The following is a 19,860-nucleotide window of genomic DNA, read 5'->3' as shown; positions in this document are numbered from 1 at the left end:
ACACCTATATCGCTTATACCTGAAGGAGGAAGGATGATGGGCCAATCCGAGGATTTGGAGCGCGAGCTCAGTGAATTGCTGACGGAAGGCGAAATTCGTGAGAATGAGGCCAAAAAACGCGAACGGCTCACTCCTAAATATGAGGTGCGGATTCAAACCCATATCGACCCTATTGTCGAAGAGACGCGTAAATACCGCAGCATGGCACGGGAACTGGATGACCGTTACGATGAATATATGAGCAAGGCGGACAAATCGGAACCAACCGACAAACGCTGAGCGAACACAAATACCTCTTGCCGAATGACCAAGGCATGGGGTATTTTGTATGATGTACAGCTTTATCGTGCAATCTCCATTCCATGCTGGAACGCGCAGGACGAGCGAAGGAGGCGACATCCACTGATCACTTATTTTAAAAGCGCTTTCAAAAATGCCGGAATCCATCATAAAATGGTACTGCTGATTACGGTGCTCATGCTGGTTAATTTTGCGGTTGTTGCAGTCATACTTAAATACGTATTTCATATTTATGATAATCAAATGTATAAAAAGACATCCGAAGTACTCAACATTTCTTCAATCGGCATTGAAAATGAGCTGAAGGATGTTGAAAAAGTTACTTTCAAGGTGACAACAGACGAACAGCTTCAGCGTTATTTGCTACAATTGGAAAGAGAAACCTCGCCGTATACCAAAATGGTGCTGCGTAAAAAAATAACGAATAGGCTTGTCGCCTTCGCAGGCTCTGAAACCTATATCTATTCTATGATGGTGATCGACAAAGAGGGGCAGGTCATGAGTGCGGGCAACCGTGAGGGTATTCCCTCAGAGCTTCGATCCACCCTGTCGGAGCTGGCAGCCGAATATGACGGTTCCAACGCATGGTACGCGGCAGGTCACTCCTCCTTACTGGCAGCGCGGCAATTCAAATCCTTTACAGATACCAATTTTACGTTAAATGGGCTCGGAACGCTCGCGATTCGTGTGCGGATTGACCGAATTGTAGCGGATCGTGTGCAGACCTCCGGTCGTGACGGACAACTGATGATTACAGATGGCAAGCAGATGATTTATCCCGAAACACCGCCTTTGAGTGAGAGTGATATGCAGGCCGAGCTTGCGCGGAAGCAGCCTTACGGAATTGCGACCTACACAGGCGGGACCTTTTTCGCAGCCCAGATCAAATCCTCTTATACGGGCTGGACATATTTGCATATGACCCCCTTTGATGATATGTTTCGCAGTATTACTATAATCAAGGAAATTGTAAGCGCTATTTTTGTCATTATGCTTCTGATCGCATTGGCACTGGGAGCCCGATTATCTGGCAGTATTACAAAGCCGATCGTTCAACTAATCCAGAACATGCGTAAAATTGAAAAAGGAGATCTCGACCGTCTGGAGGAGGAAGCACTCGGCGCAGTTCCGCTTTCCACACAGGATGAGGTGGGCTTGCTGCACCGGACTTATAAGAAGATGATCCGCCGTATCCGTGAGCTGATTAATGAGAATGTTGCGAAGCAGCTATTGCTACGGGAGACGGAATTAAAGGCGCTTCAGGCTCAAATTAATCCACATTTTTTGTATAACACGCTGGAGTCTGTGAACTGGCTCGCCAAGGCGAATAAGCAGGACCGTATCTCAGAAATGGTAGAGGCGCTTGCATTTCTGTTGCGCAGTGCGGTCAGTTTTGAGGAACAGCTCATTCCACTTCGGAAAGAGTTGGACATTGTGCGAAGTTATGTAACGATCCAAAAAACACGCTTCGATGAACGTCTTGTTTTCCATCTGGATGTGCCAGAGGAGCTGATGGATGCGCAGATTCCGAAGCTGACGCTTCAGCCCTTGGTGGAGAATGCAATTCATTATGCGCTGGAGCCGCAAATTGAGCCATGTCGGATTTCTATTGTTGTCAGGGTGAGGGAAGGTGCGCTTTTCCTGCGGGTGGAGGATGACGGGCCGGGCATGACGCAGGATTTTCTGGAAAAACTGCGAAGCGCGCAGGTCACGACCCGTGGACAGGGCATCGGCCTTACCAATATTCAGGAACGGATTAGCCTGACATTTGGTACTCCATGGGGGATAGAACTGCACAGTGAGTCAGGAACAGGAACGTCGATTCATGTCTGTATTCCATATGTGAAAGGGGAACAGGGTCATGTACAAGGTGCTGCTGGTTGATGATGAGCGTATGATTTTGGAAGGAATATCACAGGTGGTAGATTGGAGCAAAGCAGGGACAAAGCTGGTGGGTACAGCACGCAATGGGATTGAGGCCTACGATCAGATTCAGGCCAGTCCGCCTGATTTTGTGATCAGCGACATCTCTATGCCTGGATTGGATGGCATCGGCCTGGTTGCCAAAACGACGGAGCATTTTCCGGATGTTCGTTTCATTCTGTTGTCCGGCTATAAAGATTTCGACTATGCTTGTCGGGCCATGCAATACGGGGTGAAGCACTATTTATTAAAGCCCTGCAATGAGCGACAAATCCATGAGGCGTTGACCGAGTTGGGGCAGGAGCGGGAGGAACAGGAGGAACGCAAGCAGTTTGTGAACCGGATGAAGCTTGATTTTCAGCGTATGCTGCCGCATGTGAAGGAGCATTTTTTGAAGGAGTTTATTTCCTATAAAACTTACGGCAGTCGGGATATCGCTTTTTATGAGCGGTTATTCGGTCTGGAGCTGCAAGATAAGCAGGTTCGAATGCTACTGCTGCGAGTCGAGGAATCCCATGAGCCGGAGCATCTGTTTGCGCTGCAAAATATTGCAGCGGATTTAATGGATGATGTCCTGCTTGGAACGACCATGCAAGGCCAACTGCTCATCGTGCTGGAAAGCGGGGGCGATACGTCCAGGCTGATGGAGCAGCTTGACGCGGTACGTGCAACGTTTCGCCGTTTTTACAAGCTGGAGGTAACGGTTGCGGTTAGCGAGTCTGACAGTATGGAGCACTCGAGGGGGATGTACCGGGAGACACTGCATTGTATGAATCACCGTTTCTATACCGGGGAGGGCAGTCTGATTACGAAGGAAGATTTGGCGACCGAGGACCCACGGGAGATGGCCGATTTGGAGCTGGACGAGGAAAAGTTTGGTCTGCTGATCAAGGCTGGAAATACGGAGGAGGTTGTACAGGAAGTGGATCGACTGTTTGGCATTCTGTCCCGTATGAAGCTGGAAATTTCGGTGACCCGTTCCTATGTGCTTCAGCTGTATGCCGCCATGATCCGTATATGCCCTGAAGAGGAGCGCTCCGAGTTTACGAGCCGAATGGCCGTGCTGGCAGAGCAAAAAACGCTTGCTTGTCTCAAATCCTTTGTGCAGGAGGCCGCCGGACGAATGACGGCAATCTACTATAAGAGCAATGTGAGCCGTCAATCCTCTACGGTTGATAAAATGATCACCATTATTGAGCAAAACTATCGAAAATCCGATTTGTCCCTGAACGCAGTGGCCGGGCAAATGCTGTACATGAATTCCGACTACCTGGGGAAAATTTTCAAAAAGGTAACGGGTGAAAACTTTTCACATTACGTTAATCGCTATCGGATCGAACGTGCGGCTGAGCATATTCGGGAGACGGGAGATGTAAAGGTGTTTGAGCTGGCGGAATGGTTCGGCTTCGGAGGGAACGCCCAATATTTTAGCCAGGTGTTCAAAAAATGGGCGGGTATGACGCCATCAGAGTACATCAAGTCACACGAACGGGGATGAGCGCTGGAGCCCCTCTGTTTTTTAAACCCAGGAAATCTGATTTGTGTATTCCAATGCTTCTCTGCTTTTGGGAAAATAACAACAGGAGCAAATGTAAACGCTATCAATTTTGCGTAAATACGTTGTCACTTGTAACACGGCTCCTTTCTAGAACAGCGAAAAGGGGAGAGATAAGTGGGCAAAAAGGGATGGTTTCTGGTCATGGCTATGCTGCTCGTGCTGACGACGGCATGCAGCGGAGCGAACAGCGGTGGCAATTCGGGCACAAGTACAGACGGGAAGGTAAAGTTGCGGATCGCTTGGTGGGGATCGGATACGCGTCATGAATATACGCAGAAGGTCGTTGACCTGTATAAGCAGAAAAATCCGAATGTGACGATTGATGTGGAATATGCCTCTTTTGATGACTATTGGAAAAAGCTCGCCCCGCAGGCTGCGGCAAACCAGCTGCCGGATATCGTACAAATGGACATTTCGTACATTAGCCAATATGCGAAAAACGGTCAACTGGAGGATCTAGCGCCTTACTTGAATCAAAAAATTCAGGTTGCTGATGTGACCGAAAATGTACTCAAAACCGGCGTAATTGCCGGAAAGCAATATGGTATTCCAACAGGTGTCAATGTGCTGGGCTTCCAGTATGATCCGGCGTTGCTCAAAAAGGCGGGTATAGACAAAATTCCTGACAACTGGACATGGGATCAATACAAAGAACTGGCTTTGAAGGCAGCATCCAATAAAGTACACTTTGACAGCTCCATGGTTGCCGATATTTTCTTCCACTACTATTTGCGTACACATGGAAAGTCTCTCTACAATGCGGAAGGAACAGGATTGGGGTATGACGACGATAAGCTGTTTGTCGATTTCTTCAGCAGTATGGCTGATCTGATTAAGAAGGAGGCAACCCCGTCTCCTGAAGTCATGAACCAGACCAAGGGGATTATTGAAGAATCCGATATTGTAAAAGAAAAGGGCATCGGCGTTTGGCAATGGTCCAATCAGTATGTAGGCTTACAGCAGGTTGTTAACCGCCCGATGGCGTTGGCTCCAATGTTTGGACCGAATATGGAAAAAGGTATATACATGCAGCCTACGATGTACTGGGCGGTCGCTTCCCATTCACAGGTGAAGGATGAAGCCGCTAAGTTTATTGATTTCTGGATGAATGATGTAGAAGCGAATAAATTGATTAAAGGTGAGCGGGGCGTACCGATTTCCGCCAAAATCAAGGAAGCTGTAGCGGCAGAGCTGAGCGAGCCAACGAAGCAGGTGTTTGATTTTGTGGCTTCCATGGAGCCGAAGGCTTCTCCAATGAGTCCACCGCCGCCCGTTGGATCACCGGAAGTGATTGCGACCCTGACCGATTATATTGAGCAGGTCAATTTCGGGCAGATGACGGCAGAGGATGCAGCGGTTAAATTCCGGGCTGATGCGAATACCATCCTTGCGAATAACAAGCAGTAATTAGCGTAATGGATTCCTTAGGCGTCTGACACCGTTTTGACATAGGGGCGAAGGTCGGTTTCGTTAAGTTAACCGTGCGTAGTGATAGCATGATTGCGCACGGTTAATACGACGAACAAACCGCAGAAGCTGCTTCTATATATCATGATGAAATACATGTAACAACGAATTATGAATATAAAAAGTTTGGCTAATCAACAAAATGCAACAGAAGGGAGGCTTGATGAGCTTGCGAAATCATCAGAGCTTGAGAGCCAATATGACCGGATATGCGTTTATCAGCCCGTTTATTGTGGGCTTTCTGGCATTTACATTAATTCCGATGTTTATTTCGTTGTATCTGTCCTTTACATCCTACAACCTGTTCACCCCGCCCAAATGGATTGGTCTGGGGAACTTTGAAAAAATGTTCACAGCCGACCCGAAATATTGGAATTCGATTAGGGTTACGTTTACGTATGTATTGGTCGGTGTTCCGCTACGACTGATTTTCGCACTGTTTGTGGCTATGATTTTGAATACCAAATCGCGTATGGTCGGGACCTATCGGACAATGTACTATCTGCCGTCCATTATCGGGGGCAGCGTTGCGGTGTCCATCATGTGGCGCAACATTTTCAGCAATGAAGGCATTGTAAACAGCTTGCTTTTGGCCTTGGGGGCAACTCCGGTGAAATGGTTTGGTGATCCGAATGCTTCGCTTGCGATGCTGATCACCTTGTCCGTATGGCAATTCGGCTCCTCCATGCTTATTTTTCTGGCCGGCTTGAAGAATATCTCGGTTGAAATGTACGAGGCGTCCAGCGTGGACGGCGCTTCGCCAGTGCGAAAATTCTTCAGTATTACGCTGCCTCTGCTCAGTCCGATTATTTTATTTAACCTGATTATGCAGACGATCAGCGCCTTTATGACCTTTGTTCCGGCCTACGTTATTTCCAAGGGCGAGGGCGGTCCGATGGATGGAACGATGTTGCATTCGCTGTATTTGTTCCGACAGGCGTTTATGTTTAGCAACATGGGATATGCGGCGGCTATGGCTTGGGTCATGCTCATTATGATCGCGATACTGACAGCAATTTTATTTATAACCTCCAAATACTGGGTATTCTATGAAACGGAAAAGGGGCGCTGATACCGATGGCATGGAAAACGTTCAAATGGCCAATCTATCACATTCTGGTCGCTGCGCTGGCGCTCTTGATGCTGTATCCCGTATTCTGGATGCTGTTCAGCTCGTTCAAGGAGAGTCGGACGATATTCGTCACGGCAGGTTCCTTGTTCCCTACAGAATGGATTTGGCAAAACTATGTGACAGGCTGGAAGGGCACAAGTGGATACAACTTCGGTACGTACATCTTGAATTCGTTCACGATTGTCTTGATTGCAACGATAGGAGCGGTGCTCTCCTCCTCATTAATCGCATTTGGCTTCGCACGTATGAAATTCAAGGGGCGTAACTTTTGGTTTGCCCTGATGATGATGACGCTTATGCTGCCAGGGGATGTGGTACTGGTACCGCAATACATTATTTTCACCAAGCTCGGCTGGGTCAATACGATTTTGCCACTGGTCGTGCCATCGTTTTTCGGGATGCCGTTCTTCATCTTCCTGATGGTCCAGTTTATCCGAACGATTCCGATAGAGCTGGATGAAGCAGCGACGATTGACGGATGCGGTAAATTCCGGCTGTATTTCCGAATTATTTTGCCATTGCTCAAATCCTCGCTGGCTACGGCGGCCATCTTCTCTTTCTACTGGAAGTGGGAGGATCTTCTGGGTCCGGTACTGTATCTGAATTCGCCGGAGAAATATACCGTATCTATGGCACTTAAAATGTTCCTTGATAGCGAATCGGCCTCCAACTGGGGTGGGATGTTCGCGATGTCCATTTTGAGCCTGGTTCCGGTTATCGCTGTATTCTTCGCCTTCCAGAAGCAAATTGTCCAAGGAATGAGCTCAAGCGGCTTGAAGGGATAAAGTGGGGCTAAGGGTTATAGCGGAGAGGTGAGTGGAATGTGGAAGTTTGATTTTGGTCCGGGCGAGCCTGCGGATGGCTACACAGGAGTCCCCCCGGATTGCTCGTATACTGCTGAGCAGGGCTACGGGTTTGAGGACGTGGATCATGTGTATGGTCGGGAAAGGCGATTATCCGGCGTAACCGCACCCAAGGATACGCTCGCACGGCTGCGAAGCCGCTTTTGCATCCCGCTGGGGACTGCGTTTGTCGCCGATGTACCGGAGGACGGGATGTATCTCGTCACCGTGCTGCTCGGCGATCCGCTCGCGGAGACGCTCACGCGGCTCAAAGCCGGCGAGGGCAAGCATGTGCTGCCCCCGTTACACACGCTGCCGGGCCAGTTCACAGAGGCCCGGTTTACGGTGCCCGTCAGGGGCGGGAAGCTGCGCCTCGCCGTATCTGGCACCGCGCCGCGGCTCAATGCGCTGGAGATTGCGCCAGCGCCACAGACCCTCCGGCTGTTCCTTGCCGGAGATTCCACGGTTACGGATCAGGACGCGTCCGGCTATCCGTATACAGGCTGGGGCCAGGCTTTGCCAGCCCTGTTCAAGCATGATGTCTGCGTGGATAATCACGCCGTATCGGGAAGAAGCTCCAAAAGCTTCGTGGACGAAGGACGGATGGACGTTATTTTGACTGAAATGAAAGCAGGAGACTTCCTGTTCATCCAGTTCGGCCATAATGATCAGAAGTCGGACCCGGAACGGGCTACTGATCCTTTTACGACCTACAAGGAGCACCTGCGCCTCTATATCGACGGAGCCAGAAGCCGTGGGGCTACTCCAGTGCTGGTTACGCCTGTGCATCGTCGCTATTTTAACGGGGATGGTACGTTATCCGACACGCATGGAGACTATGTGACAGCGGTTCGCGAGCTGGCGGAAGAAGCAGATGTGTCGCTGATTGACTTGGCTGCCTGCACGCAGGAGTTATATGAGCGGTTGGGTCCTGAGGAAAGCAAAGAGCTTTTTATGTGGCTGCTGCCTGGTGAATACATGAACTTTTCCAGTGGCTTGGAGGATAATACACATTTTCATGAGAACGGCGCGGTCTGTATTGCAGATATGGTGGCGGATGCTGTGAAGGGGCTGGATTTACAGCCCTTACGCATGTATTTACGTTAGACGGACGGGTTTTTCTCGAACAGGTGTCAAGGAGGAAGTTAACGTGAAAATTACCAAAGGGGGAGACGAGGAAATGCCTGCATTGATTTTTGATGAGGAACAAATTAAACAGGTGATCGACCGGGTGGTAGAACGCACATTTCAAATGGACTATAGCTGGGATTGGCCGGGTGGTGTGGCTTTTTACGGTGTGTGTGAAGCCTATGAAGCAACAGGGAACGAGGAGTATTTGACCAAATTAAAGGAATGGGTCGATGAAAATATTGCAGATGGACTTCCACCGCTCTCGGTGAACGGTGTGTCTGTGGGACACTGCTTGCTGACGCTGTATCAGGCTACAGGAGAGCAAAAGTACCTTGATATCGCCACCGAAATGGCGGAATTTCTGGCGAAGAAAGCCGAGCGGTTCGCCGACGGCATTTTCCAGCATACGGTGAATTCACTTCATGACGTATTTCCGCAGCAAGCGTGGGTGGATACGATGTTTATGGCAGGCTATTATTTGCTGCGCATCGGTCATCTGCTGGGTAACAAAGAATATTGGGAGGATGGTATCCGGCAATATCACGGGCATGAGGAATTTTTGCAGGACCCGGATACGAATTTGTATTACCACGGTTGGGATCATGCGAACCAAAGCCGGATGTCAGGTATTTACTGGGCGCGGGGAAATTCGTGGGCTGCACTCACAATGGCAAAAGCGCTGAAATTCGTGGAGGTGCAGCATCCATCCTACATGATCATCGACGGTTCGCTGCGTGACCAGCTCAGTGCGCTGGTACGGCTGCAGTCCCCGGAAGGGCTGTGGCATACGGTGCTGAATGATGAAACCTCCTATCTGGAAACCTCAGGCTCCGCAGGTATTGCGACGGCTTTGCTAATGCAGGGGCGACTTTTTAACAAATACACGCAAAAGGCGATCGACGGTATTCTTTCCCGAATCAAGGAGGACGGCACCGTGACGGGTGTATCCGCTGGCACTGCCGTGATGAACGATATTGATGGCTACCGCAACGTACCATACAAACGTATTCAGGGCTGGGGACAGGGACTGGCGCTCGCCTTTCTGGCTCAACTGCTGCGTACCAAGGAGAATCCATTCGCGTAGAAAGATAGATTGCTTGCGGCTGACTCGTCAGGATCAAACACTGTGACAGATTCACTGCCAGCGATTTATTTTTGAGGACAGCATAGGGATGCGCAAGTATTTTAGGTGAAAGGAGTCGGATAGCATGGGAAATACTGAGCTTCCTCAGGAAAAAGTAAACCAGCCGCGGGGCAGCTTATTCTGGGTGATTCCCGATGGATATATTCCACCCGAAAGCCGGGGAGAGCTGCTTAGTCATGAGAGTATATGTGTGCTGAACTGTGGAACTCTAGCGGCCAAGCTGAGTATAGATATCTATTTTGAAGACCGTGAGCCGCTGGAAGGATTGGTCGAGGTGATAGAAGGCAGACGAACCCGCCATATCCGCACGGCCTCGCTGGAGAGGGATGGCGAACGGATTCCGGCAGGCATTCCCTATGCGATTACGGTCACCAGCGACGTACCGGTGATTGTACAATATAGCAGACTAGACACGACACAGCCGGAACTGGCGCTAATGAGTGTCATGGCGTACCCGGTTGAAGGCTGAAATATGGGTTTAAATCATTCTAATGAAATAGATAAACTAAAAAAGATATCCCCGAGCCGGAGTAAACGACAGCCTGGGGATATCTTTTTTGCGAGGACAAAATCGTTCAAGAGAAGCGTCAACGATCAAAATTATACAGATTCCACAAGTGAAATATACATCCATTTTCAGTCCACTTTTAGTGGTTTTGTAGCAGACGCTTTTCGCGGCTCGAAGCTTCTCCGACCTCCAAAATTGGTGCCCAATACCCCGATAATGATAATAACTGCCCCGACAATATGATAGTATGCGAGCTGCTCCTTCAAAATATAAGCACCTGCTATCATGGAAATGAGAGTAGATAAATTACCGATAACACTCATTTTCGAGGCTTCGATCCACTTCAAGGCAAAGCTTGATAACAGCGAGGTGACGAGGGTAGACAGAATGCTCAGATAAGCCAGTGCCAGCCAGTAATCAGGCTTTACTAGGGGAGCGATATAAGTGCTCATAGAGCCGTCTATGGCATGATATCCCAGGGCCACCAAGTTAAAAACGAAACATCCCAAAATGGAAGTAACATAGGTCAACTCCATCGGACTGTATTTTTGTGTTAATGGACGAGCCAGCACGTTATAGCCGGATAGGCAAACAGCAGAGAGCACGAGCAAAAGAATGCCACCAAAGCTATTGGAGGCCATGGGCGCTCCGCTTTTCATCACGAATATAAAAATAACGCCTGCTACAGAGAGCAGCAAGGAAAGCTTTTGGACAACCGTAGTCCGCTCTTTAATAAAATAGGACGCCAGCAGCAGCGTGAAGATGGGAACGGTTGCCTGAATAATGCCGCCTTCCGATGAAGAGGTGCTCATCAGTCCGAAGGCTTGCAGTGGAAAATACACTAAAGGCGAGAGCAGCGCCAGCGGTAAAATACGCAGGATATCGCGCCGCGTGATATTAATCTTGATCCAGCCCAACACTACCGGAACCGTCAAAGCGATAAAAGACAAAGCAAAGCGGTGGGCGATTACATCCAGCGGGCTGGCTTCCGTGACCGTCAGCTTCACAAACAAAAATGAAAAACCGAGTATAGCGGCATAGCTGAGAGCAGCCAAATAGGCGGCTCCAGTTTTGGAACGACTGTGCATGATAAACCTCCGTAATGAATGGCTCAGGCATTTTTTTTAATTAGCCTGCGCTGAATGATTTCAACATGTTGCTCCTCCCAATATACCCGGATGGTGTCATTTAATACAATCCATAAAACGTACAACTGTACGGGTACAGTTGGCAAATTAAAAAAGCCGGAAGGCAGTCTCAAAGGTGGGATATCCCAGTCCTTAAAGCTGCTTCCGGCCCTTATCCTATCAAGATTCCATCATGTCGTACCGATCTGCTTACTTGCCCTGCGCCATCGCACGGAAAGAATCGTCCGCCGCTTCCAGCGTAGCATCCACGTCTTCATCTGTGTGTGCCGTTGTGAGGAACCATGCTTCATACTTCGATGGGGCCAGATGAATACCGCGATCCAGCATATGACGGAAGAAGGAAGCGAACGCTTCGCCGTCTGTATCCTGCGCCTCATCGTAGTTCGTGATCGGATGATCACAGAAATGCGTCGAGAATGCTCCACGGATGCGGTTAATCGTCAACGGCACGTCATGGCGTGCGGCTGAGGAAGCGATACCATCCGTCAGTCTCACAGCGAGACGTTCCATCTCTTCATACACGCCTTCGCCTTGAAGGACTTCAAGGCATGCAATGCCTGACGAGATGGAAGCCGGGTTGCCCGCCATGGTGCCCGCCTGATAAGCCGGGCCGAGTGGAGCAACCTGCTCCATCACATGCTTGCTGCCACCGTAGGCACCGATCGGCAGGCCCCCGCCCATGATTTTACCCAGCGCGGTCAAATCCGGCTGAATCGCATCATGATTGTCCAACCCGGCGTACGTTTGGGTGGAGCCGTAGTGGAAGCGGAACGCAGTAATGACCTCGTCATAGATAACGAGTGAACCGTTCGCCCGTGCCATTGAGCATAGCCCTTCCAGAAAACCGGGCTGCGGCATTACCATGCCGAAATTGCCGACAATCGGCTCGACCATGACTGCTGCCACATCGTCGCTCCAACGCTCCAAGGCTTGGCGCAACGCGTCCAGATCATTGAAAGGCACGGTAATCACCTCGCTCGCAATGTTGGTCGTAATTCCTGCGCTGTCCGGTATGCCCAGCGTGGACGGGCCAGAGCCTGCGGCTACGAGTACCAGATCCGAGTGACCGTGGTAGCAGCCTGCAAATTTGATGATCTTGTTTCGCTTCGTATAGGCCCGTGCAACACGGATCGTCGTCATGACCGCTTCTGTGCCGGAATTCACAAACCGGACCTTGTCCATGGAAGGAATGGCTTCCTTTAGCATCTTGGCGAGCTTGATTTCCAATACCGTTGAGGTTCCGTACAATACCCCGTTCGCCGCCGCCTCACTAATGGCCTTGGTAATATGAGGGTGGGCATGTCCAGTAATAATAGGGCCGTAAGCCGCTAAATAATCAATGTACCGATTATCATCCTCGTCCCAGAAATGAGCACCTTTGGCGCGTTTCATAAATACCGGAGCACCGCCGCCCACAGCCTTGAAAGAGCGTGAAGGACTGTTTACTCCCCCAACAATATGCTCCAGTGCTTCTTTATATAATGCTTCGGAGGTTTCCCGTTTCATCATCCAAAACTTCCTTTCCGTTCATTAAAATAGGATATACACACGCCAAAGGGCAGCGTTCATGGCTGCCCCCTGCATACATCATTATAGCTCTTTTTGTCCTGTCTTTGTTGACGATTGTGTGGCAGCAGCATCACTGCTGGTTTTGCTGCCACCCGTGAAAGAAGCCTTATCTGTCTTGGACGATGATGCACTGTCCGGTTGCTTTGTTTTGTTTTTATCCTTATTTTGTTCCTGTGTCTGTACAGGAGGATTGTTGAATATATCCTGCACGTACTTTTTCAATTCTTCCGGATCGCGGACGGTAAGAACCTGCGCGCCGCCTACATTTTCTTCCCCGAGCAGCTTCATCGGCGGAACCTGCTCGCTGCCAGCAAAGTTGCTTTGGTAGCCGACGTTTGCCAGCCTCCACATATCGTTGACACTAAGATTCGTATCAATAAACGGGTTTACCTGCTGCAAAATGCTCGGCAAATTGGCAATGGAGGTCGTGCTCTGCATTTTCTGTGCTATAGCCTCCAAAAATGCACGCTGACGTCCCGACCGGGAGAAGTCCGACATGGCGTCGTGGCGAAACCGCACGTATTGAAGCGCCTCTTTGCCGCCCAGATGCTGCATGCCCTTTTTCAAGTCAATATCGTATTCATGCTTATCCGCATTGCTTGTATAGTGCATATCCTTCTCCACTTCAAGATCAATGCCGCCCACGGCGTCCACCAGCTTTATAAATCCTTGAAAATCGGTATACACATAGTATTGCACCGGAATGCCCAGCAGGTCACCAGCCGCCTTCATGGCCGTGTTGGGGCCGTGAGTAATGGCGGTGTTAATCCGATTTTTATTGTAGCCGGGAATATCCACGTACGTATCACGCAAAATAGAGAAGAGGTGAATCTTTTTCTTGACGGGGTCCAGCGATACGACCATCATGCTGTCCGAACGGGGGACTTCCCCTTTTTGGATACCACGACCATCGACACCCATCAGCAAAATGTTGACCGGATCCGTACCTTCCCACTTGGGCGGGTCTGGTGTGCGCACCTGATCGACCTGCTTTACATTTTTGAATGGGGAGTTTGCACCCTCTTTATGCAGATTGTCCAGTTGATTATAAATGGATGAAAAATAATACACGGCAAAGCCGACAATCGCGACGATAATCACGGCTAGAACCGACCATATCGTCCTTTTGGTTCTGCTTGTCATGAATGCTCTCCCTTTCGCTTTTCAATTCATTACATTATAATTTCTTTTTGGAGCACAATCAATTTAACTATGGATTTTTCAAAATCCTGAATGTGAGGTATGACATGCTGGCAATTGATGTGCAGGATCTGCGCAAAACATTTAAAGTGCAAAAAAACCGCGAAGGCCTGAAAGGAGCCTTCCTTGATTTATTCGCCCGCGAATACAACGAGGTGGCCGCGGTCAAAGATATTTCCTTTGGTATTCCTCAGGGAGAAATATGTGGCTATATTGGTGAAAACGGAGCTGGAAAGTCTACCACGATCAAGATGCTGACTGGCATTCTCGTGCCGACCTCGGGACATCTCAAAGTGGGCGGCTATGTTCCTTACGAGGAACGCGAGAAATTCGTAAGTAATATCGGCGTTGTTTTTGGACAGCGCAGCCAGCTATGGTGGGATATCGGCGTGATTGAGTCCTTTCAGCTGCTGCGCAAAGTATATCAGGTTCCGGCTATAGACTTCAAACGCAGGCTGGATGAGCTGGTAGAGCGGCTCCAATTACAGGACCTGCTAAGCCGTCCGGTGCGCAAACTTAGTCTTGGTCAGCGGATGCGCTGTGAATTGGTGGCCGCGTTGCTGCACAATCCGTCCATCGTTTTTCTGGATGAACCGACCATTGGACTCGATATTATGGTGAAGTCTGAAATCCGTGAGTTCCTGAAGGACATGAACCGGGATTACGGGACGACGATTTTGCTGACGACCCATGATTTGCAGGATATTGAAGCGCTGTGCTCGCGCGTCATAATGCTGGATGACGGGAACATCATCTATGACGGTGGTCTGGAGGATTTGAAAGCACGTTGGGGTACAGGACGGGAAGTACAGTTTCAGTTCGGCGTGCCCACCCGGCTTGAGCAATTACAAGCGTGGACAGCGGACATGCCGCTGGCTTGGACGGCGGATAATGATTTGGCTGCCAAGGTGTGGATTCCGCTTCATATTAACGTATCGGATGTCTTGGCCAGCGTAGTCGGGCGTACGGACATTACGGATATCAAAATCATTGAAACGAACACCGATGATATTGTGCGTAGCATCTATCAATCCGGCTCGGCGGAACGCAAGGGCAATCCCGTGCTTCCGGCAGTGGAGGCCAAAGTCCATGCTTAGCGTATATACCGATTTTATTCGTATCCGGTTTCTCACCATGCTCGCTTATCGTGTGAACTATTATACGGGCATATTAATTTATTCCATGAATATTGGTGTATATTATTTCACGTATAAAGCGATTTATGGAGATGCGGGCAGCATCGGTGGCTTTACCGCAGCCCAAATGACGACCTATGTAGCGGTATCGTGGATGGCGAGGGCCTTTTATTTCAACAATCTGGACCGTGAAATTTCGACGGAGATTCGTGATGGCAGCATTGCCATCCAGATGATCCGGCCGTATAACTATGTGCTAGTCAAAGTCATGCAGGGGCTTGGCGAGGGGATGTTCCGTTTCCTGCTGTTTATGATCCCGGGCATGGCGATTGCGATGCTGCTGTTTCCAGTGACGTTGCCGACGGACCCTGTAGCATGGATCAGTTTCCTTGTGATGCTGTTTTTCAGCTTTCTAATCAATACCCAAATCAATATTATTACGGGGCTGACGGCCTTTTTTGTTGAAAATAACGAGGGTATGATGCGAATGAAGCGGGTGGTAGTGGACCTGTTCTCGGGCCTGATTCTGCCCATCAGCCTGTTTCCGGGCTGGCTGGCGACCTTCGCCCAGTGGCTGCCATTTCAGGCGATTACGTATTTGCCCGGCTCCGTATTTACCGGACGAGTAAAAGGCGTTGGTATTTGGAATGTGCTGGGGATCCAAATCATTTGGCTGGTCGTTCTGCTCGTGCCGATGATCATCATTTGGCGACTGGCGCGCAGACGTCTGTTCGTGCAAGGAGGGTAGGCCGATGATGTACTATTTGGGACTCATTAGCGAATATTTGAAGAATTACATGAAATCGCGGCTAACCTACCGCGCTGATTTTTGGGTGGAGGTCGTTTCGGACCTGCTATTTCAGGCCACCAATCTTATTTTTATTTTGGTCATTTTTATGCACACCGACAGTTTGGGCGGCTGGAGCGAAAGTGAAGTCGTATTCGTCTATGGCTTTTTCATGGTGCCTTATGGACTATTCAGCTGCTTCGTCAATTTGTGGAACTTTAGCGAGCGCTATATTGTAAAAGGAGAGCTGGATCGGGTTATGACCCGTCCTGCGCATAATCTGTTCCAGATTTTCCTTGAAAACGTGGACCCGCCCGCGTTGGTCGGATCGGCGATTGGTCTGGTTATTATGGGAATCAGCGGGGCGCAAATGGACTTGTATATGGCGTGGTGGTTCATCCCGGCTCTAATCATCATGAGCCTAAGTGCCGTAGCGATTTATACGGGAATCTATACCATATTGACTTCTATTTCGTTCTTTTCGGACGCGCCAACAGGAATTATTCCACTCATGTACAATATGCAGAGCTATGGACGCTATCCGGTGACGATTTATAACCGTGCGATTCAAGTCGTGCTGACCTGGATTCTGCCGTTTGCTTTTGTTGGCGTATATCCGGCATCCCTGTTCCTTCATCGGGAGGATATGCAGCATATGGCGCTTTTGACTCCGGTCATGGGAGCTGTATTTCTAACCTTGGGCTTACTGGCATGGAATTTTGGCATTCGGCGTTACAGAGGTGCAGGTTCTTAGGTCGGATCACATGAGAACCCCACAAGATAGGAGATGATGAGATGTCCACGACTTCTACCGCTATTGGACAACCCGCGCCGGACTTTGAATTGCCGGGAAGTGAAGGGAAAAACGTCAAGTTGTCTGATTTTAGAGGCAAAAGGGTTTTACTATATTTCTATCCGAAGGATTTGACTTCCAGTTGCTCGACACAGGCGTGTGATTTTCGGGATAAACACGGGGAGTTCGAGGGTTTGAACACCGTTATTCTGGGAGTAAGCCCAGATCCACTCAAGCGACACGACAAGTTTATTGCAAAGTATGGGCTGCCTTTTCAGCTTTTGGCGGATGAGGAGCATGAAGTGGCGGAAGCTTACGGCGTGTGGCAGCAAAAGCAGATGTACGGCAAGCAGTACATGGGCATCGTTCGCTCCACATTCCTTATCGATGAGAACGGTATTTTAATTCATGAATGGCGTGGTTTGAGAGTCAAAGGGCATATCGATGCTGCGCTGGAGTACATTCGGGAGCAGGCGTAAATCATAAACATTCTTACACCCTTGGGGACGCTGGTTGTATTTCAGTCCCAGAGGGTGTTTTTGCTATGTAATCTCCAACTTTTTTACCTCAGGATGTTGTATAACCCTCATTGTGATTGTTTTCTTTTCTGCCTGATTGTGTAAATGCCCCACAAGCTCAAGGGAATGATGACCGAGTTGGTCAAATCCCAATCTACCCAGAAGGGGACAAGGGTATCAAAATAGTAGATGATATTGGGTGCAACCATCATGCTCAAGCCGTAAATGAGCATTGCCGCAGGCATGCTGAGAGGGCGGTAATCTTTTAGACGAAATGTCTGTGCTGTCCCCAATATGAACGCGTAAAAATAAAGGAAGCTCTTAAAAAAGAGCGATAATCCCCATATAGCTGCTATAAAGGCCTCCATACGTTGGAAAAAATTGAACACGTTTATTTTGGCAGTGAGTATATACGAAGGATACACGCTAGATTCAGTTAGAAAAGGGCCGAGAACAAACAGAGACATGATTACAAACAGACTGAGCAGAATTCCGCCTATAAGGCTTCCTAAAAGGATGCTTCTTTTAAAATGTGCTGAATGCTTCACATAGGGAAAAAGCATGAGAAATACGACTAATTCTCCAAATGGATAACTAACCCCAAGAAGCGTACCATGAATAGTAGGAAGAACCCCCTTTTCCATAATTGGCTTTACTTTAGAAAAATCAATCTCGGGAATAAGGCAAGCCACTACAGTAATAGTCACGATTACAAAGAAAGGCAAGCATAGCTCGCTGGCACGGGCAAGGGCTTCAATTCCGGTAAAAAAAGCGAAGACCAGCATGAGTATTGCCAGCAGCATTAATATCCTTAACGGGGTTAGCACATAAGTCTGTGTAGTATAAAAGTCACCAAATTCCCTAATATATATGGCATCGGACATCAAAAAATAGAAAAGATACCATATCGAGACGACAGGAGCCAACCATTTCCCTATAATTTTCCTTATAGCTTCAATCAAAGTAAGGCTGGGATACAGCTCATGTACACGCAGCAAAAGCCATACAAGCGCCATACCTGCCGGTATACTCAGCAGGGTACTGATCCATGCATCCTGTTTAGCGATATGGGTGCAGATGCTGGGGATGATCAGTATCATATCACCCATTGTGCAAAAAATAATGAGAACCGTTACTTGCCCAACACTAATACGGCCTTTTTCCAACGCTGGCGGCCCCCTTTATTTACAAATTGAATAGATGTGAAAACAGGTTATTTACCGGCTTATATATAATCTCAATCAAGATTAGTGGGCTCGATGTTTCCTTTGCCTGAGCAGCGATCGTGCTGAACCACGCCCCGAATGCGAGCATCACGATGTATACAACCATGTCCTTAAAGCGATGCTTGCGGTATAAGCCGGGCAAGTCCTTGATTGCAATCAGTAGAGCAATGCACAAAACCGCAATGAGGGCCTTCATAGGGATACTCCTTCCGTAATCGTACTCGTTTTGGGATGCTATGAAGCCTCGAACCGTTATTTGGCTTACTCCTTCATTTTCTTTTGAAAGGACTGGAAAATAGCTCCCATTTTCTTAATTTCCGTATTCGCCTTATATTCAATCTGTAAATTCATAAATGTGTGGTCCCAATCTTTTTTCAGTACTTTCCAGGCCTTGGGGTCGGTTTGATGAATTAATTGCCCAAACCCAAAAATGTCTACTTTGAAGTTACGACGTACAGTTTCTACGGAATGCTTCATAATCTCGATCAATTTGGCATTACTCTCCATCTCGATTTCTTTAATATCCTCCAGACTTTTAATCTCCATTTTTTTACAGCTATTCTCTCTAATCGTACTTTTGTTCTCTACGGATATCTGGATTATAGGCTCACCATTGTGCATTAACACTTTAGTCTTCGTGTGACTGCTCAAAGCCAGCAGAGCGATTTTACCGCCTTCCGGGCAGTCCGTATGTCCTGTTGTTGTATCCACGCTATCCCGGATATAGTTGTATCCTTTGCTATCGTCTTCATCAAGCCAGCCGATCAACCGGTCTTTTTTAAATACGCCTAAGCTGGAAAAAGCCAGATCTGCTATGGGTTCAATCGTTCTGACATTGTCCATACCTTCCTCCACACTCTTGGGTAAATCTCCTTTAGCTTCGAGGGCAGGTAGAGCAGCATGTATTTCGGAACTGACGAGATCCTCCATCAGCTGATCTATAGTCACTTTGCTGACAGGAGCCCAGGTTTTAGTTAATACATCCATGGAAGCAAACATTTTGTTCGCCGGAATTTTCTCCAATGTCGTAGTTACCTGAAGCATTTTGGAGGCAGACGTACCTTTCGCAATACAGATATAAAAGTCAGTTCTGGCAAAAGGCTCTCTCATCAGGGATTCCACAACATCGGCGATGCCCTGTCTGGCGAATTCCTCGCCAAATACCAGCATACGGATATGAGATAAGTAGATGATTCGCGGACTGATTTCCGTCATTTTTTGGATAGCCTCATACAGAGTAGGCGCTGTTGCAACATAGGTAGTTACCGCAGGAGATCCTTTACTGGATCTTGATTTGGAGGCCACCTCCGAAGGTACAACCACCTGTGCCGACACACGAATTTGATCGCCGTCCTTATCCACACCCAGTCCTACGGTAATTCCGATCTCGTTAAGCTCTTTGCGATCCCAGCAGCCGGTCAGAAGGGAAGCAAGTAGACTGAGTATGAGAATCATGCTGGTTACACCTTTCATGTATG

Annotated in this window: 19 protein-coding genes; 13 read left to right on the top strand and 6 right to left on the bottom strand. The window is 48.7% G+C overall.

Translation table 11 applies throughout. From position 1 onward, the window contains the following. Positions 1-36: 36 nt before the first annotated feature. From ABH897_RS15420 to ABH897_RS15380, 9 genes are all read left to right on the top strand, one after another. The gene (locus tag ABH897_RS15420; protein WP_044646105.1) at positions 37-279 is read left to right on the top strand and encodes a hypothetical protein; all 243 of its coding nucleotides are present in this window, start codon (positions 37-39) and stop codon (positions 277-279) included. Between the two features lie 174 nt (positions 280-453). Next, positions 454-2,184: a sensor histidine kinase gene (locus ABH897_RS15415; protein WP_404519842.1), complete on the top strand. Its 1,731-nt coding sequence runs from the start codon at positions 454-456 to the stop codon at positions 2,182-2,184. Continuing rightward, positions 2,162-3,721: a response regulator transcription factor gene (locus tag ABH897_RS15410; RefSeq protein WP_283654651.1), complete on the top strand. Its 1,560-nt coding sequence runs from the start codon at positions 2,162-2,164 to the stop codon at positions 3,719-3,721. Before ABH897_RS15415 ends, ABH897_RS15410 begins: the two co-directional genes overlap by 23 nt. A gap of 174 nt (positions 3,722-3,895) precedes the next feature. Continuing rightward, complete coding sequence (locus tag ABH897_RS15405) at positions 3,896-5,188, top strand: ABC transporter substrate-binding protein (protein ID WP_404581345.1); 1,293 nt, start codon at positions 3,896-3,898, stop codon at positions 5,186-5,188. A gap of 223 nt (positions 5,189-5,411) precedes the next feature. Further along, complete coding sequence (locus ABH897_RS15400; protein WP_283654653.1) at positions 5,412-6,320, top strand: carbohydrate ABC transporter permease; 909 nt, start codon at positions 5,412-5,414, stop codon at positions 6,318-6,320. Between the two features lie 5 nt (positions 6,321-6,325). Beyond that, positions 6,326-7,165, top strand: a complete 840-nt coding sequence (locus ABH897_RS15395; protein WP_044646097.1) for a carbohydrate ABC transporter permease — start codon at positions 6,326-6,328, stop codon at positions 7,163-7,165. Between the two features lie 36 nt (positions 7,166-7,201). Further along, positions 7,202-8,329, top strand: a complete 1,128-nt coding sequence (locus ABH897_RS15390) for a rhamnogalacturonan acetylesterase (RefSeq protein ID WP_404519690.1) — start codon at positions 7,202-7,204, stop codon at positions 8,327-8,329. Between the two features lie 73 nt (positions 8,330-8,402). Beyond that, a complete protein-coding gene (locus ABH897_RS15385; RefSeq protein ID WP_044646153.1) occupies positions 8,403-9,437 on the top strand; it encodes a glycoside hydrolase family 88/105 protein in 1,035 nt (344 codons plus the stop codon). Between the two features lie 124 nt (positions 9,438-9,561). Then, the gene (locus ABH897_RS15380; RefSeq protein ID WP_404592372.1) at positions 9,562-9,966 is read left to right on the top strand and encodes a sensory rhodopsin transducer; all 405 of its coding nucleotides are present in this window, start codon (positions 9,562-9,564) and stop codon (positions 9,964-9,966) included. 167 nt (positions 9,967-10,133) lie between these two features. On the opposite strand, the gene ABH897_RS15375 is transcribed toward ABH897_RS15380, so the two are convergent. From ABH897_RS15375 to ABH897_RS15365, 3 genes are all read right to left on the bottom strand, one after another. Further along, the gene (locus tag ABH897_RS15375; RefSeq protein WP_283654656.1) at positions 10,134-11,093 is read right to left on the bottom strand and encodes a DMT family transporter; all 960 of its coding nucleotides are present in this window, start codon (positions 11,091-11,093) and stop codon (positions 10,134-10,136) included. 249 nt (positions 11,094-11,342) lie between these two features. Further along, positions 11,343-12,659 (bottom strand): glutamate-1-semialdehyde 2,1-aminomutase, encoded by a 1,317-nt coding sequence (locus ABH897_RS15370; protein ID WP_283656190.1) that lies wholly within the window; start codon positions 12,657-12,659, stop codon positions 11,343-11,345. Positions 12,660-12,743: 84 nt separating this feature from the next. Continuing rightward, positions 12,744-13,865 (bottom strand): LCP family protein, encoded by a 1,122-nt coding sequence (locus ABH897_RS15365; RefSeq protein ID WP_283654657.1) that lies wholly within the window; start codon positions 13,863-13,865, stop codon positions 12,744-12,746. A 104-nt stretch (positions 13,866-13,969) separates the two neighbouring features. Between ABH897_RS15365 and ABH897_RS15360 the strand changes: the two genes are divergently transcribed. From ABH897_RS15360 to bcp, 4 genes are read left to right on the top strand one after another with little or no spacing between them, the layout of a single operon-like run. Beyond that, a complete protein-coding gene (locus ABH897_RS15360) occupies positions 13,970-15,019 on the top strand; it encodes an ABC transporter ATP-binding protein (protein WP_283654658.1) in 1,050 nt (349 codons plus the stop codon). Further along, entirely contained in the window at positions 15,012-15,806 is a 795-nt protein-coding gene (locus ABH897_RS15355) for an ABC transporter permease (protein ID WP_283654659.1), read from the top strand. Before ABH897_RS15360 ends, ABH897_RS15355 begins: the two co-directional genes overlap by 8 nt. Before the next feature lie 4 nt (positions 15,807-15,810). After that, positions 15,811-16,599, top strand: coding sequence for an ABC transporter permease (locus ABH897_RS15350; protein WP_404519688.1), 789 nt, complete (start codon positions 15,811-15,813; stop codon positions 16,597-16,599). Positions 16,600-16,640: 41 nt separating this feature from the next. Further along, positions 16,641-17,117: a thioredoxin-dependent thiol peroxidase gene (gene bcp, locus ABH897_RS15345; RefSeq protein WP_404519687.1), complete on the top strand. Its 477-nt coding sequence runs from the start codon at positions 16,641-16,643 to the stop codon at positions 17,115-17,117. A gap of 107 nt (positions 17,118-17,224) precedes the next feature. Here bcp and ABH897_RS15340 read toward each other — a convergent pair whose 3' ends face one another. The 3 genes from ABH897_RS15340 to ABH897_RS15330 all read right to left on the bottom strand — a co-directional run bounded on the left by ABH897_RS15340 (position 17,225) and on the right by ABH897_RS15330 (position 19,855). Continuing rightward, positions 17,225-18,322, bottom strand: a complete 1,098-nt coding sequence (locus tag ABH897_RS15340) for a GerAB/ArcD/ProY family transporter (RefSeq protein ID WP_283654662.1) — start codon at positions 18,320-18,322, stop codon at positions 17,225-17,227. Between the two features lie 19 nt (positions 18,323-18,341). Next, entirely contained in the window at positions 18,342-18,578 is a 237-nt protein-coding gene (locus ABH897_RS15335; RefSeq protein ID WP_283654663.1) for a hypothetical protein, read from the bottom strand. Positions 18,579-18,643: 65 nt separating this feature from the next. Beyond that, complete coding sequence (locus tag ABH897_RS15330) at positions 18,644-19,855, bottom strand: Ger(x)C family spore germination protein (protein ID WP_137061572.1); 1,212 nt, start codon at positions 19,853-19,855, stop codon at positions 18,644-18,646. Between the last annotated feature and the right edge of the window lie 5 nt (positions 19,856-19,860).

Source organism: Paenibacillus sp. RC73 (assembly GCF_044908085.1).
GTDB lineage: Bacteria > Bacillota > Bacilli > Paenibacillales > Paenibacillaceae > Paenibacillus > Paenibacillus terrae_A.
Note: the sequence above shows the minus strand (reverse complement) of the source record. Positions and strands in the feature narration are given on the sequence as shown.

What these genes read in the sequence shown, in the direction of transcription:
- ABH897_RS15395 (WP_044646097.1), top strand. Translation starts at nt 6,326, where the DNA reads ATGGCATGGAAAACGTTCAAATGGCCAATCTATCACATTCTGGTCGCT.
- ABH897_RS15420 (WP_044646105.1), top strand. Translation starts at nt 37, where the DNA reads ATGGGCCAATCCGAGGATTTGGAGCGCGAGCTCAGTGAATTGCTGACG.
- ABH897_RS15400 (WP_283654653.1), top strand. Translation starts at nt 5,412, where the DNA reads ATGAGCTTGCGAAATCATCAGAGCTTGAGAGCCAATATGACCGGATAT.
- bcp (WP_404519687.1), top strand. Translation starts at nt 16,641, where the DNA reads ATGTCCACGACTTCTACCGCTATTGGACAACCCGCGCCGGACTTTGAA.
- ABH897_RS15375 (WP_283654656.1), bottom strand. Translation starts at nt 11,093, where the DNA reads ATGCACAGTCGTTCCAAAACTGGAGCCGCCTATTTGGCTGCTCTCAGC.
- ABH897_RS15410 (WP_283654651.1), top strand. Translation starts at nt 2,162, where the DNA reads ATGTACAAGGTGCTGCTGGTTGATGATGAGCGTATGATTTTGGAAGGA.
- ABH897_RS15385 (WP_044646153.1), top strand. Translation starts at nt 8,403, where the DNA reads ATGCCTGCATTGATTTTTGATGAGGAACAAATTAAACAGGTGATCGAC.
- ABH897_RS15370 (WP_283656190.1), bottom strand. Translation starts at nt 12,659, where the DNA reads ATGAAACGGGAAACCTCCGAAGCATTATATAAAGAAGCACTGGAGCAT.
- ABH897_RS15360 (WP_283654658.1), top strand. Translation starts at nt 13,970, where the DNA reads ATGCTGGCAATTGATGTGCAGGATCTGCGCAAAACATTTAAAGTGCAA.
- ABH897_RS15415 (WP_404519842.1), top strand. Translation starts at nt 454, where the DNA reads ATGGTACTGCTGATTACGGTGCTCATGCTGGTTAATTTTGCGGTTGTT.
- ABH897_RS15355 (WP_283654659.1), top strand. Translation starts at nt 15,012, where the DNA reads ATGCTTAGCGTATATACCGATTTTATTCGTATCCGGTTTCTCACCATG.
- ABH897_RS15390 (WP_404519690.1), top strand. Translation starts at nt 7,202, where the DNA reads ATGTGGAAGTTTGATTTTGGTCCGGGCGAGCCTGCGGATGGCTACACA.
- ABH897_RS15330 (WP_137061572.1), bottom strand. Translation starts at nt 19,855, where the DNA reads ATGAAAGGTGTAACCAGCATGATTCTCATACTCAGTCTACTTGCTTCC.
- ABH897_RS15335 (WP_283654663.1), bottom strand. Translation starts at nt 18,578, where the DNA reads ATGAAGGCCCTCATTGCGGTTTTGTGCATTGCTCTACTGATTGCAATC.
- ABH897_RS15365 (WP_283654657.1), bottom strand. Translation starts at nt 13,865, where the DNA reads ATGACAAGCAGAACCAAAAGGACGATATGGTCGGTTCTAGCCGTGATT.
- ABH897_RS15350 (WP_404519688.1), top strand. Translation starts at nt 15,811, where the DNA reads ATGATGTACTATTTGGGACTCATTAGCGAATATTTGAAGAATTACATG.
- ABH897_RS15380 (WP_404592372.1), top strand. Translation starts at nt 9,562, where the DNA reads ATGGGAAATACTGAGCTTCCTCAGGAAAAAGTAAACCAGCCGCGGGGC.